The following is a 12,652-nucleotide window of genomic DNA, read 5'->3' on the forward strand; positions in this document are numbered from 1 at the left end:
CGGGTCACGCCGTGACAGGGACCAGCTTCTCGAAGAAGAACTCGTGCTTGAGGAACGACACGTCGTACTCGTGACCCGGCTGCGGCGGGAGCAGCTGGGCGGCCTGGAAGAGCCGCCAGCCGTCCTTGAGCGCCTCCAGCCCGTTCGCGTACGGCGGGACGTCGGAGTCGCCGGTGGTCGGTGAGGTCTCGCCGGTCCCGTCGTACGTCGACCAGCCGACCGTCCGGGAGTCCAGCGCGGACGAGGCCAGGTAGAGCACCAGGACCTGCTGGCGGACGGTCTGCTGAACGGCAGCGGTGGTCATGCCATCTCCTTCTTCGCGGCGTGCGGGTTGAGGCTGCGCTGCGCGACCACGCGGCGCGGGCGGTTCGACACCCGGGTCACCCAGTAGTCCGGGTCGTAGGTGTCGTCGCCGGTGATGGCCTGCCACAGCTTGACCCGGTTGTAGATCTCCAGCCGGCCGGTGGCGTTCTCGTACCAGGGGAAGTACTGGCCGAGCTCCCTGGCCACCTGCTCGTCGTACAGGTCGTCGGTGTTCCACAGCCGGACCTGGCGGACGGTCGGGTTGAACCGGATCTTGAACATGTAGCGGTCGACGGCGCTGTCGTTCTTGCGGCCGCCGTGCCAGATGCCGTGGTGCAGCAGCACCACGGTGCCGGCCGGGCAGGTGAGCCGGGTCTGGCCGAGCAGATTCTGGTACCGGCCGGTGTCGGACTCGTTCGTCCGGCGCAGGTGGCTGCCGGGCACGCTGAGGGTGCCGCCCATCTCGAGCGTCACCTCCTGCGGGTAGTACATCAGCTGGACGTCGAAGGCGTCCTCGCGGACGTCGATGATCGCGTCGCCGTGCAGGTTCTGCGCCTCGCCCTCGTGCGCCTTGCGGATGTGGACCGCGTGGTGGTCGACGGTCGGCTCGGGGCCGACCAGGCTGTGGATGGCGCCGGCGACCTCGGGCAGTTGCACCAGCCGCTGGACGAACTCGCTGTCCTGGAACGCCTCGGACAGCGGGGTGCCGTACGGGACGCCGGGGATGCCGGCCTTCAGAACGTCGAGCGCCTGCTGGTTCATCTCGTCGGGGACGACGGCGTCCATCCGGAACGAACCGGTGGCGACGAAACCGGCCATCTGGACCGAGGTGAGGAGGTTCTTGCGATGCGGTTGGGTCATGTCTCTCCCTTTCGGGGCGACTGGGCCTTGGTGGTCACTACTCGTCCAGGTTAGGTTTCGATGCTCTTGTTTCGCGTGGGTTGAGTTCACCACTGGTGGTAATTTCTCACCATGATTCCGCTGCACCTGGCCGAGCCGCCGGAGGTCGTGAACGTCGGGGTCGGGGTGCACGGGGTGCGCGGGCCGCGGGACATCTTCCGGCTGCCCGACCTGTGGCAGTTCCACCTCTACGGGTACTCGGCCGACCTGACCGTGAGCGGCACGACGTACCCGGTCGCGCCGGGATCGGTCAGCCTGACGCCGGCCGGAGTACAGGTGCAGTTCGACTACCGGGGGCGGTCGGAGCACCTGTACGTCCACTTCAGGCCGCGCCCGGTCGGGGAGCCGTCGTACGTCCCGGTCGTGCAGGACGCCGGTACTGCGGCGCCGGCGCTGTCCGACATGCTTCGCTCGGCAATCGGGGCGTCGCCCAGCGGCTCGGCTCGGGTGGTCTCCGAGGTGTGGGCGGCGCTGTGGCGGGTGGCGCAGCTTTCGGCTCCACTCACCGAGGGTGGGGCGGTTGCCGGACACTCGGCAGTGTCGGCGGCGATCGCGTACATCGAGGCGAACCTGGCTCGGCCGTTGACGGTTCCCTCGCTGGCGGCCGCGGCCGGGGTGTCGCACAACCACCTGACGCGGTTGGTCAGGGCGGAGACCGGGATGACGGTGGTCGCGTACATCCGGCAGCGGCGGATGACCCGGGCTCGCCACCTGCTCGTCTCGTCGACCTTGTCGATCCCGGCGGTCGCCGCCTCGGTCGGCATCCCCGATCTGCAGGCATTCAACAAGGCGTGCCGCCGGGAGCTCGGCGGACCACCCCGCGTAGTACGGGCCGGAAACGCGGTGGCCGGTGGTGGGCGGGCCGTCTAGGGTTCGCCGCATGTATGAGCTGATCCCGGTGGCCACCGCGCCCGAACTGGACGAAGAAGCCGGCAAGCGGTTCGTGGAGGAGTGGCCGGAGTTCATCTTCCACGATCCCGGGGTGAAGGTTTATCGGGAGCGGCGGCGGTCGTACTTCCTCGACTGGGAGTTCTACCTGGTCTCGGTCGAGGACCGGAGGTTGATCGGCGGGTGCTGGGGTGTGCCGATCGCCTGGGACGAGACGGTGTCGGACCTGCCCGGTGGGTTCACGGATGCGCTGGGGCGGGCTGTCGAGTCTCGGGAGGCCGGTGTGGTGGCGGACACGTTCGTGCTGATGGCCGCGGCGGTGCGTAACGACGAGCAGGGCAAGGGGCATGCCGGCCGGGTGATCACGGCGGTGAAGGAACAGGCGGCTCTGGCCGGACTGAGGCGGATGATCGCTCCGGTGCGGCCGACGTTGAAGGCGCGGTATCCGCTGACCGATATCGCCGAGTTCATGACTTGGACCCGAGCTGACGGGCTGCCGCTGGATCCTTGGCTGCGGACGCACGTTCGCCTCGGCGCTCGGTTGCTGGCGCCGGCTCCGGTGTCCCAGACGATGATCGGCACGGTCGAGGAGTGGGAGAAGTGGACCGGGCTCGCACTGCCGGCCAGCGGTACCTATGTGATCCCCGACGGGCTGACGACGCTGGAGATCGACCGCGAGGCCGACCAGGGCATCTACCGCGAGCCCAACATCTGGCTACGTCACGCCTGAATCAGCTTGCCCGAGAGCCCGGGCGGTGAGGCTGTCCGGGCCGAGGTTTCCCCGGAGGATGTGGAGGCAGGTTTCGCGGTCGGGACCGGTCACGGCCTGCTGGGCCCAGAGGGCGATGTCTTCCAGGGCTCGGGCGGCGCGGTAGTAGGTCAGGCGGGTGTGATCGAGCGTGACCGGGCCGTAGCCCTTGAAGAACGCGTCCTCCTCGGCCTGAGTGGTCGGGCCGAGGGAGCGCATTCCGCCGAGCATGAACAGCAGGTCCTGCTCGACCGGCGCGAGCACTACGTCGTCCCAGTCGATCAGGTGCAGTTGCTCGGGAGCGACCAGGACATTGCCCAGGTGCGGGTCGGCGTGGCAGATGACCGGAGTACCGCCCAGATCCCGGCGTGCGAACTCCTGGGTCAGCTCGACGACCCGCGCGATGGTCTGCTGGTGCTCCAGCCAGGTCGCGGCGACTTCGGCCTCCAGGGCGTCCTGCGGTACTCCGGCGCTGAACCTCTCTCCCAGGGACTTCGTGAGAGCCGGCATACGGGCGTTGATGGGGTTCAGCCGGGACATTGCGGCTGCCAGGACCGCCGGTGGCTCGATGGCGTGCACCTCAGCCAGCAGAGCGCCGTACGAGGTCCACTGGTCCGTGGTGAGGCCTGTGTCGGCTGCACGGTCTCCGGTGATCCAAGGGGCCAGGGAGAGGCGCTTGCCGTCCCGGACACTCCAGAGCTCACCGGTGCGGGTTCTCACCGGTCCGGGGATCCCCTGCACTCCGGAATCCGCCAGGAACGCCGTGACCTTCGGCGCCACGTCAGTGCCGCCGCCGCTCCACTTCACTGCGTACTGCTCGCCTGTGGGCGTCGAGGCCTGCCACACCTCAGCAGCCACATCCGCCCCGTGGTCTACCGGCTTCAGGTCGGCCAGCTCCACGCCGAAGTCGTCGGCCACCCAGCGCACGAAGTCCGTCACCCGCCCCAGGATGCCGCCTTCCGCGTCACCCGGCGACCGAGTTAACCGCGGACGCCTGAGAGCCGCGCGGGGCCGGGGCTTCCTGGGCGGAGGTTGCCCTGGCCGCGTTCGCAGTACGGGCGGTGCGCAGTACGGGCGGGTCAGCGGTAGTTGACGAACTGGACCGCGAAGTCGAGGTCCTCTCCCTTGATGAGCGCCTGGACCGCCTGCAGGTCGTCCCGGCTCTTGCTGGACACCCGGAGCTCGTCACCCTGGATCTGCGCCTTGACGCCCTTCGGGCCCTCGTCGCGGATCAGCTTGGAGAGCTTCTTGGCGTTCTCCTGGGTGATGCCGGCGCTGATCGTGGCGTTGATCTTGTAGATCTTGCCGGACAGCTTCGGCTCGTCGGCCTCCAGGCCCTTGAGCGAGATCTGCCGCTTGACCAGCTTGTCCTTGAGCACGTCGAGGACGGCGTTGACCCGCTCCTCGGTGTTCGCCTGCATGTCGATCGAATCACCGGACCACTTGACGCCCGCGTCCACGTTCTTGAAGTCGAACCGCTGGCTGATCTCCTTCGCCGCCTGGTTGACGGCGTTGTCCACCTCCTGGTGATCGACCTTGTTCACAATGTCGAAGGAGGACTCCGAAGCCATGGGCAGTTCCTTTCCGATTTGCTGTCAGGGGCACTGTCTGTTGTATCGTCTCTCACGCCGCTCCTCGGAGCAGCATCACCCTGGCAGGTTGCCCGAGCGGCCAAAGGGAGCAGACTGTAAATCTGTCGGCTTATGCCTACGCAGGTTCGAACCCTGCACCTGCCACAGGGCCTGAAACAGCCCCTGACCTGCGAGAACGTGGGTCAGGGGCTGATCTCATGTGTCCGGCTGTATCCGGCCGTCGTCGGTGATCTACGGGTGCCCTTGTCGAATGCTTGTCGAAGTTCGCGGCCAGCACGGATCGTGCTCGTAGCCTCTTGACGTCAGTCTGTGATGCCGGACACTAAGGGGACACCGCGTTGGGCGTTCGACGCCCCGAGGTCGGGCCAGGCGGGAGACATAGGGCCGTGCCCCAGTTGGAGGCGAGACCGCTTTGGCCGCCGCCGACAGGGACAGCGGTGGGGCGTTGGGACACAGGTTGGACAGTCTTTGGATCGCCAAGTTGTACGTGAGTGAGCGCACTGCACTGAAGGTCGAAGGGCGGCATAAGCTGAGCGTCCAAGCGCTATATGACCACCTGGTGGGTCAGGCAGGCCTCAGGTACGTCTGGGACGATGATCCCGAGCGTGGCAGGAGAGCGATCCTTGAGATCTATCTTGGAGACCAGCGTGTGTTGGTCGTCCTGTACCCGGCGGACGATCCGTTTGGTGACGCTTGGAACCTTGGCAGCGCCTACCCACTCGATAGCTAGCAAGTCTTGGCGCTGCCAGGCATGATGGCGCTATGGACATCACCAGGGGAGACGACTTCTACGAGGACGACGAGCCAGTAGAGAACGTGAAGGCCGCCTTCGAGCGGGGAACCAAAGGTGTCACCGCACCACAGAGGGGTTTTAACCTCTTTGTGGCGGTTCCTTCGTCGGACGTAGTTGTGGTGCCCGACTCCATGGCCAACGCACCGGTGCACGCCTCAGCCTGATGGCATCCCCTGTCGAGGTACAGCTGTTGCTGTGCGACGCGGCTGTGAGCGACCCGAGCGGCAAGATCCATATGCTTGGCGCTGGCTGGTCGATGACTGGCACACCGACTGCCCCCCAAGCCGTCGCGATCCTGATAAAGATTCCCTGGGACCGGAGCAATCAAAAACTTCCTATGCACCTGCAGTTGCTCGACTCCGATGGGCACCCAGTGAACCTAGGAACCCCGGATAATCCTCAGTACGTTACGAGCGAAGGCGAAATTGAGGTCGGCCGGCCTCCAGGTGTCGCGCCTGGCAGCATGCTGGATGCGTCGATTGCGGTGAATGTGCAGTCGATGCCGCTCCCCATTGGACGTTATGAATGGCGACTAGACTTTGCCGGGCAGCTGTTCACCACGGCCTTTCAAGTCATCCAGCGCTGACTCTTCTGAATCGATGCGAATAGCAACGCCCCGGCTGCCTGTGCTCAAGGACAGCCTGGGCGTTCCTATTCGGGCTCTTCACAGTTGAGGGTGAAACGGGCGGCGGTGCTACACCCTCAACTGTGAAGTGCCGGGTAACGGTCGTACCTCATCTTCCCTGAAAGAAGTTCTCACGTCTAAGAACTCCTCGTTTGACGCCTTCAACGACCAATACGGCCGCGAAGGCAATGAAGGCCGCCGAGAGGCTACTGCTGACCCAGAGCAGAACGTCGTCTAATCCGAAAGTGTTGAACAGTTTCGTATACCACCACAACTCTAAAAGGAGGGGTGTCAATACCGTTCCCGCCCGAAGGACAACGTTGAAAGCCGCCACAATGGGGAACATGGAGCTTTTAGATTGATACCAAGCAAGAGGGCCGAATAAGGATGGCGCGATAGGATAACTGATTCGAGTGAGTCTATGTGCGCTGAGTTGGCTGCTATAGATGCGATCTATCTCGCTGACCACGGCGCGGGTGTAGTAGAACCGGAATCCGTGGACAACGAGGTCGTAGATGAAGTACGCGGCTACCATCGGCAATATCTTGCGGACGACCGACAGGTCACTGACCTCGAAACCTCCGATTGCGACGTTCGAGATCGCCGCGCGGTTCAGGAGTTCCACCGCAGTCGTGACGAGGAGCAGACCTAAAATCGACTTACGACTTGCATCATTTATCTCCTTGAGTCGGTCAAGCAACCTGTCGTATAGACTGGCAATTTGACCCGCAGGGAGTGAACTCATGGATCCCTGATCCAAGGCGGGGGGCCAAGGATCGTCCACCGTGATCATTCTCATCTCCCTGGCTCCATGCGATCGGGATTTGTCTTGCTTAAGCGTTGGTCTGAGCGTCGCTTCCCGCGCAGGCAGCGTGGTCGGAATGCAATTACAAAGCGATGCTGTCGACGTCACCACGACCCTCGCGGTCGTCCCCTGATCTCATCGTGCCACCGGTGGGCCTGATGCGGCGCGGGCGAGGGCTGAGGCGGTGTCGGCCAACAGTCGTCTGCGGAACTGGTGCGGAAGTGTGGCCACCGGGTGGCATCTCCGCTGGCCAGAGCGCTCCAGACACCCCCCTGTAAATCTGCTCGCATGAGGCCCTACCAGGGCAAGCTGAGATCGCTTCATGTCTAGTTGGCGCGCGTGCAGAGCGGGTGAGGGACGAGAAGGTCTGCGGTGGCGAGCCGAGGCTGCTGGTTCAGCCAGTCAGTGAGTTCGTTCGCTGTGCGTGGCAGGAAAGTACCGAAGACACGGAGTTCCTTGGAGTTCGCGAGCGCGGACCGGGCGGCTTTGTCGGTGAAGACGGCGTCACAGTAGGCGTACGCCACCGCCATGGCATCGATATCGACGATGTCGTTGGTCGTCCAGCGGTGCGCAGGGTCGCGGTGGTAGTGCGTCTTCATGCTGATCGCTACCTGCGTGTGCGGCATCGCGGCCATGAACCGGCGCATGTCGTCGTCGGGAGGGTCAAACAGCGGACGACCGGCCCGGACGCGTTGTCCTTTGACATCGTTGATTGCGTCGAGCCACTCGTGGGAGATTTCGCGCGCCGAGACGATGTCTCGAAGCCTCCCGCGCCGCCACTTCGGATCGTCGGCGAGGTACGCCGACAAGTCGAGCTCGAAGGCGAGGCGGCTCACTTGCCCGTTTCTGGACGATTCTGGATTGTACCCATTCTCGCGGAGAGCCGGGAGTTCCGTGTCGGGCGGACCATCCAGCATCGCTCTCTCGATGGTGTAGTTCGCGAACCGCATGAACGCTTCGTACTTGTCTACGCCCATCTCGCGGCGGGCGCTGATGGAGGCGTCGTCGCCGTCTGCGTCGACGATCTTCATACCGCCGACCATCCCGAAGGCCCAGCCGAATCCGCGCCCGATCAGGGGCAACGGCAGTCGCTGTGGGTTCTCGCTGAGGATGTCTTCGATCCCGGCTTCGATCTCGAGTCGGGCAATCTCAGGTCGGCCGATGAGGTAGCCGAACCCACTGAGAGCCTCCATGACTTCGGCGATGTGCTCGCGCTGCTTGGGGTCCTTGATGGCGGTGAGCTCCAAGAGGTGCTCCCCGGAGAGCGGAAACACCGCGCTTCTCCCGGACTGCGGCGGTTGCAGCCGTCAGGAGTTCTGCGTAGCCCTTGGGCGAGGTGTCGGTCGCAACGTTTGCCCTGGCGAGGTAGATGAAGTGGTTGATGTCGAGGTAGACGAGCGGGATGGGAGGGCGCATGACGTGCGCCCAGACCAGTCTGTCGGCGACGGGTACCCAGTTCACTGCACTGCTGCCTCTTCTGCCTGCTCGGTGAGCCAGCCGGTCTTGTTGTGCTTTGCGATGGATTCAAAGACGGCGCGGGGTGCACCGCCCGAACGTGTGACCTCGCGCCCGCGACTCCAGACGGTCTCATAGGGCACCGACAGGTTGGCTCCGTCGTGCCGGCCAAGCGGAGTCACTGAGCGGCGGTGGTGGCGTCGGTTCGGCTGAGAAGCTCGACTAGCGCGGATTCCAACGCCGGTGTTGTCCGGACAGTGAGCGACTCCAGCCACCTTGCGCCCGCTACATCGCTGGATCAACTCGCGCCGTTACTGCGCGAGAGCCAGAAGTCATGCGCGCACTGCATAGCCGGTCAAACACCTCGTTTGCGCGACACTAGACCTCAGGTACACCCGCCGCGCGAGCAATCGCGTTCCACTCGTCGATCCGGGCAACCAGTCGGTTGCTTAGCTCGCGCGCGGTCGTCGAGTGCAGGTAGTGCTTGACGCCGTGGATCGTAATCTCGATGCACTCGCCTACCTCGTCATCGGTCAGCGCTACGCCAACATGGCCCTCGGGCCAGTCCTGTGGAACAGCTGGCTCGTGCGTCTCCTTGACCAGCAAATGCGGCGCTGGCTTGCGCTTGTCACCCACTGCACTCCCTCCCGATCGTTCTATGACTCAGGTCAGCCAGTTCGCCACGGAACATGTAGCGAGTAGCGACGAGTAGTAACGGAACCGTCAACGCGCGATCATATGCACACGGCAGGAGACCAGGACGATGAACACCCGGAGGCGCCGGCGCGCGCCAAGCGGCGCGGCGATCATTCGCGGCCCCGCAAACCTGGCTGGCAGCGTGCACCGATCGCTGCGACCCGGCCTCGCGTTCACGTACGACGTGCCCGGCAACTACCTGCGTCCCAGTCGGACCGTGCGTCACCTCTCCAAGACCAACTTTGCAAGAGCGCTGGAGGCGATGCCGGCGGTTGGCCCTGGGGCGATACCAGCGCGTCAAGGATCGTCCTATACGTGGGCGATCCTTATGGACGACCGCATCCGATCCGGAGACTGGTAGTCCAGGGCGCGGAGAAGGTCGCTCGTCGAGGACGTGTCTAAGTCGTCGCCCCTGTGGGCCTGTTTCCTGGTCAGGGCCAACCAACGCGGATTCTGTAAATCTGTCGGCTTATGCCTACGCAGGTTCGAACCCTGCACCTGCCACCGGGACGAAAACCGCCCCTGACCTGCGGAAGCGCGGGTCAGGGGCGGTTTCACGTGTCCGACTGTGTTCGGCTGGCAACGGGATCTACGGGCATCCTTGTCCAGGGCTTGTCCACGTCAGGCGATGTCGCTCAGGTGCTCGTCCCTCACAGCCGGCTCGACTCGCCGTTGGGCATCCGCACACACGATCGACACACCACGCCGCGTGGTCGGCCGAGCCGTGGTAGTTGCCGTGATGAAACCGTTGTACGGCGACTCACGTGGGCGTAACGTCAAGAACGGAATTCTGGCGACGCGGCCGGCTGGGGGGCCTGGTGTGCGACCTCGCCTGGGGGCATGGGGGAACACCGGCTGCGTAGGGAGGGACTACGCGCGCGCCTCGCCGTGAGGAGACCGCCCGGCCCGAGACACGGGCCGAGATTTTGATCTCCTAGGGGGAGACAATGACGTCTTCGTTGGGGGCCGGCTCGCATGCCGGCACATCACGTAAGATGCGGCGGCCGTTGATCGGGGCCGCGGGGCTGTTGCTGGTAGCAAGCGCCCTGATCGCGTCTCCAGCGCTGGCCTCGCATCCCGAGGTCAGTCTGCCGGGCAGCAACTTCGAGATCGACACCGACGCGAACCTGAGGGTGGACGACGCAGGATCGCTCGACTGGGCGAACGTCGCCGAGACCCGAAAGGCAGACCCGTTCACCGGTGCCGCGGACGATTCGTTCGGCCAGGGCACCAAGGAAGACACGGCTGTACCGACTGTGGTCGACGGCAGCATCCCGCCGAACAAGAGCGACCTGCTCACCTTCGGTGTCTACCTGGAGGACACAGCCACCACCGACTTCCTGCACCTGTTCTGGCACCGCGTGCAGGAGCCGTCCGGAACCACCAACATGGACTTCGAGTTCAACAAGTCCCTCGTTACCAGTTCCAACGGAGTCACCCCGGTCCGGACCGCGGGCGACGTCCTGATCCAGTACGACCTGTCACAGGGCGGTACCAACCCGGTGCTGTTCCTGTCCCGGTGGCTCACCACCGGCCCGACCTCAGCGTGCGAGGCATCGAACTCGCTGCCGTGCTGGAGCGACAAGGTCAACCTGTCGGGTGCGGGTGACGCGACGGGCTCGATCAACACCTCGCCGATCCCGGCGGCGGAGTCCGACGGTCTCGGCCCCATTTCGGCGCGGACCTTCGGTGAAGCGTCGGTCGACTTCTCGGCGCTCGGCGGCGGCACAGACCCCTGCGTCTCGTTCGGTAGCGCGTACCTGAAGAGCCGGTCGTCCGACTCGTTCACCGCGGCGCTGAAGGACTTCATCGCACCTACGCCGCTCAACCTCGCGACCTGCGGCGCGATCAAGGTCACCAAGACGAGGAAGCACGCGGCTGACGGGCCTGGACCGCATCCGCATGCAGGTGTCGCGTTCACCGTGAACGGGGTTACCCAGACCACCGACGCCAACGGTCAGACGTGCTTCGACAACCTGCAGTTCGGCAGCTACTCGGTGACCGAGACACTGCCGGCAGGTTACGTGGCCGACGGGCCTCTCACGAAGACGGTTCTGGTCGACAACGTGGCGAGTTGCGCCGGCGATCCGTACCTGGGTGAGTCCGTCAGCTTCAGCAACACTCCGTTGACCGACCTGTCTGTCTCGGTCAACTCGCAGATCGATGGCGGTACCGCGTCGACGATCGTCTGCACCGGACCTGGCGGTGGGACCGTGGCTAGCGGCAGCACCGGTGCGAACGGTGACGGGTCGGCCTCGGCGACCAACCTCCAGCCGGGTACCTACACCTGCACGATCGTGATCGACCCGTAGCAGGAAGCTCTGCCCGGACGTCCCTCCAGACGGGTGGAGCCCAAGGAGCCCGGGGTGCGTGAGCGCTCCGGGCTCCCTCACAGTAGGGGGCATGGTTCAGCTGTTCTTGAACGGCGAAGGCATGCGCGGCGGCAATCCGGTGCTCTGCTTGGAGTCAGTGGCTCTCGATTCGCGACGGCATCCCGAAGTAGCTGAGCGCACAGCCCCCGACCTGCGGAAACGTGGGTCGGGGGCTGCTTCGTCGGTGGGGAATACGGGCGAGGAGACTGGGGGTTGGTCTGTACGTCGAGTTGGCTGAGTGAGCTAGGAGAGAGCGGGCGATGAAACCCACCGAGTTCGTCAAGGTGAACAGTCAGTTCTGGGGGGATCATCTGCGGAGTGTGAGTGAGCATCTGCCCACCAGCCACTCACGCGAGCTGCCCGGGCCGCTGGTCTATCCGCGGCTGATGGTGCTGACCGAGACTCCGGACTGGAACATCCTGGAGCTGGTCGGGGTGAGCCGCGAGTACCGCTCCCTCGAGGTGAAGCGGCAGAAGGCCGACAGCATCGACCAGTACTTCGGGGGCGCATCCTCCGCATCCGATGCGGTTGTGGTCCTGCAGGACGAGAGGATCTTCAAGGACGCGACGATCGCCACTGAGGCTGCGCGCAGCGCTCTCGCGGCCAGGTTCGCGGGTGCCGAGAGCCTGATCGGCGCCGAGGTGGTGGGTAGCGGCACCAAGCTCCTCCAGTTCGCCCCGGGGAACTACTCGACCTTCGAGCGTGTCCTGCTCGCCTCGACGGCCGACTCCTCGGTCCGCCTCCACTGGACGTTCCTGGCGATCGCGATTCATCGGTCGGAGCCGGCGGACAAGTACCGGGACTACCTGCAGCGACTGGAGTCCGCGTCCAACCATCTCGATCCGGTCGGCACCTTCAGCGTGCCGCGCGGCGAGGTGGAGCAGCGCCTCAAGAGCGACGCGTTCGCGAGCACGTACCTGATGCACGGTCTCCCCGACGCGACTGCCGGTGAGTTCCTGGAGCAGCACGAGGACATCCTGTTGTCCGCGTTCGACGCGACGAAGCTGATCCGTGAGCCGTACCTCGAGTGGCGCGACGGCACACCCGGTGACGAGACTGCGCTGACCCCGGACTTCATCCTCGAACGTGCGGACGGCAGCCACATCATCGGCGACCTGAAGTTGCCGCTGCTCGAGACCGGGACCAAGGGCGGCAAGAAGCGGCACCGCTCGTACGGCGCACCCGTGCGTGACGGGTCGGCCAAGCTCACGCAGTACGAGCAGTACTTCCAGAGCCCCGAGAACCGCGCATTCGCCCAGGCGAAGTACGGCATCGAGGTCACCGACCCGCGCAAGCTCCTGGTGATCGGGAGCCAGGAAACCGTCGACCCCACCGAGTTCGAGGGCGCGGCCCAGGCCAACTCCTTCGAGATCGTCGACTACGACACGATCCTCCGCCTCCACCTCGCAGCCAGGTTCTAGCTGCAGCCGGCCAGGAGCGTTGGCGACGCTCCTGGCCTAGCGGTGGCGGTGGCG

At 65.0% G+C, this 12,652-nt stretch carries 13 protein-coding genes and 1 tRNA gene; 7 read left to right on the forward strand and 7 right to left on the reverse strand.

Going from position 1 to position 12,652, the window contains the following annotated elements; translation table 11 throughout:
• Positions 1-4: 4 nt before the first annotated feature.
• Together EV644_RS19945 and EV644_RS19950 are read right to left on the reverse strand one after the other, a co-directional pair.
• On the reverse strand, positions 5-304 hold the full coding sequence (locus EV644_RS19945; RefSeq protein ID WP_132189788.1) for a hypothetical protein: 300 nt from the start codon (positions 302-304) through the stop codon (positions 5-7).
• The gene (locus EV644_RS19950; protein WP_132189789.1) at positions 301-1,164 is read right to left on the reverse strand and encodes a phytanoyl-CoA dioxygenase family protein; all 864 of its coding nucleotides are present in this window, start codon (positions 1,162-1,164) and stop codon (positions 301-303) included. Before EV644_RS19950 ends, EV644_RS19945 begins: the two co-directional genes overlap by 4 nt.
• A gap of 111 nt (positions 1,165-1,275) precedes the next feature.
• Between EV644_RS19950 and EV644_RS19955 the strand changes: the two genes are divergently transcribed.
• Both EV644_RS19955 and EV644_RS19960 read left to right on the forward strand, forming a co-directional pair.
• A complete protein-coding gene (locus EV644_RS19955) occupies positions 1,276-2,073 on the forward strand; it encodes an AraC family transcriptional regulator (RefSeq protein WP_132189790.1) in 798 nt (265 codons plus the stop codon).
• A 10-nt stretch (positions 2,074-2,083) separates the two neighbouring features.
• Positions 2,084-2,821, forward strand: a complete 738-nt coding sequence (locus EV644_RS19960) for a hypothetical protein (RefSeq protein ID WP_132189791.1) — start codon at positions 2,084-2,086, stop codon at positions 2,819-2,821.
• Here EV644_RS19960 and EV644_RS19965 read toward each other — a convergent pair.
• Together EV644_RS19965 and EV644_RS19970 are read right to left on the reverse strand one after the other, a co-directional pair.
• On the reverse strand, positions 2,807-3,778 hold the full coding sequence (locus tag EV644_RS19965; protein WP_158292882.1) for a phosphotransferase enzyme family protein: 972 nt from the start codon (positions 3,776-3,778) through the stop codon (positions 2,807-2,809). The two genes, EV644_RS19960 and EV644_RS19965, sit on opposite strands and share 15 nt — an antisense overlap.
• A gap of 140 nt (positions 3,779-3,918) precedes the next feature.
• The gene (locus tag EV644_RS19970; RefSeq protein ID WP_132189793.1) at positions 3,919-4,410 is read right to left on the reverse strand and encodes a YajQ family cyclic di-GMP-binding protein; all 492 of its coding nucleotides are present in this window, start codon (positions 4,408-4,410) and stop codon (positions 3,919-3,921) included.
• An 82-nt stretch (positions 4,411-4,492) separates the two neighbouring features.
• Here EV644_RS19970 and EV644_RS19975 point away from each other — a divergent pair.
• From EV644_RS19975 to EV644_RS19990, 3 genes are all read left to right on the forward strand, one after another.
• Positions 4,493-4,575 (forward strand) — tRNA-Tyr (locus EV644_RS19975).
• Between the two features lie 618 nt (positions 4,576-5,193).
• Positions 5,194-5,388, forward strand: coding sequence for a hypothetical protein (locus EV644_RS19985; protein WP_132189795.1), 195 nt, complete (start codon positions 5,194-5,196; stop codon positions 5,386-5,388).
• Positions 5,388-5,810 (forward strand): DUF6941 family protein, encoded by a 423-nt coding sequence (locus EV644_RS19990; protein WP_132189796.1) that lies wholly within the window; start codon positions 5,388-5,390, stop codon positions 5,808-5,810. The genes EV644_RS19985 and EV644_RS19990 overlap by 1 nt, the downstream gene beginning before the upstream one ends.
• A gap of 148 nt (positions 5,811-5,958) precedes the next feature.
• Here the strand turns inward: EV644_RS19990 and EV644_RS19995 are convergent, their stop codons facing one another.
• The 3 genes from EV644_RS19995 to EV644_RS20005 all read right to left on the reverse strand — a co-directional run bounded on the left by EV644_RS19995 (position 5,959) and on the right by EV644_RS20005 (position 8,745).
• Positions 5,959-6,642 carry a hypothetical protein gene (locus EV644_RS19995; protein WP_132189797.1) on the reverse strand — a complete coding sequence of 228 codons (684 nt, stop codon included), beginning with the start codon at positions 6,640-6,642 and terminating at the stop codon, positions 5,959-5,961.
• Between the two features lie 338 nt (positions 6,643-6,980).
• On the reverse strand, positions 6,981-7,928 hold the full coding sequence (locus tag EV644_RS20000; RefSeq protein WP_132189798.1) for a hypothetical protein: 948 nt from the start codon (positions 7,926-7,928) through the stop codon (positions 6,981-6,983).
• A 559-nt stretch (positions 7,929-8,487) separates the two neighbouring features.
• Entirely contained in the window at positions 8,488-8,745 is a 258-nt protein-coding gene (locus EV644_RS20005) for a hypothetical protein (protein WP_132189799.1), read from the reverse strand.
• A 1,055-nt stretch (positions 8,746-9,800) separates the two neighbouring features.
• Between EV644_RS20005 and EV644_RS20010 the strand changes: the two genes are divergently transcribed.
• Together EV644_RS20010 and EV644_RS20015 are read left to right on the forward strand one after the other, a co-directional pair.
• Positions 9,801-11,117 (forward strand): prealbumin-like fold domain-containing protein, encoded by a 1,317-nt coding sequence (locus EV644_RS20010; protein WP_132189800.1) that lies wholly within the window; start codon positions 9,801-9,803, stop codon positions 11,115-11,117.
• 320 nt (positions 11,118-11,437) lie between these two features.
• The gene (locus EV644_RS20015) at positions 11,438-12,598 is read left to right on the forward strand and encodes a hypothetical protein (RefSeq protein ID WP_132189801.1); all 1,161 of its coding nucleotides are present in this window, start codon (positions 11,438-11,440) and stop codon (positions 12,596-12,598) included.
• Positions 12,599-12,652 lie beyond the last annotated feature (54 nt).

This window comes from Kribbella orskensis (assembly GCF_004342085.1).
Classification (GTDB): domain Bacteria; phylum Actinomycetota; class Actinomycetes; order Propionibacteriales; family Kribbellaceae; genus Kribbella; species Kribbella orskensis.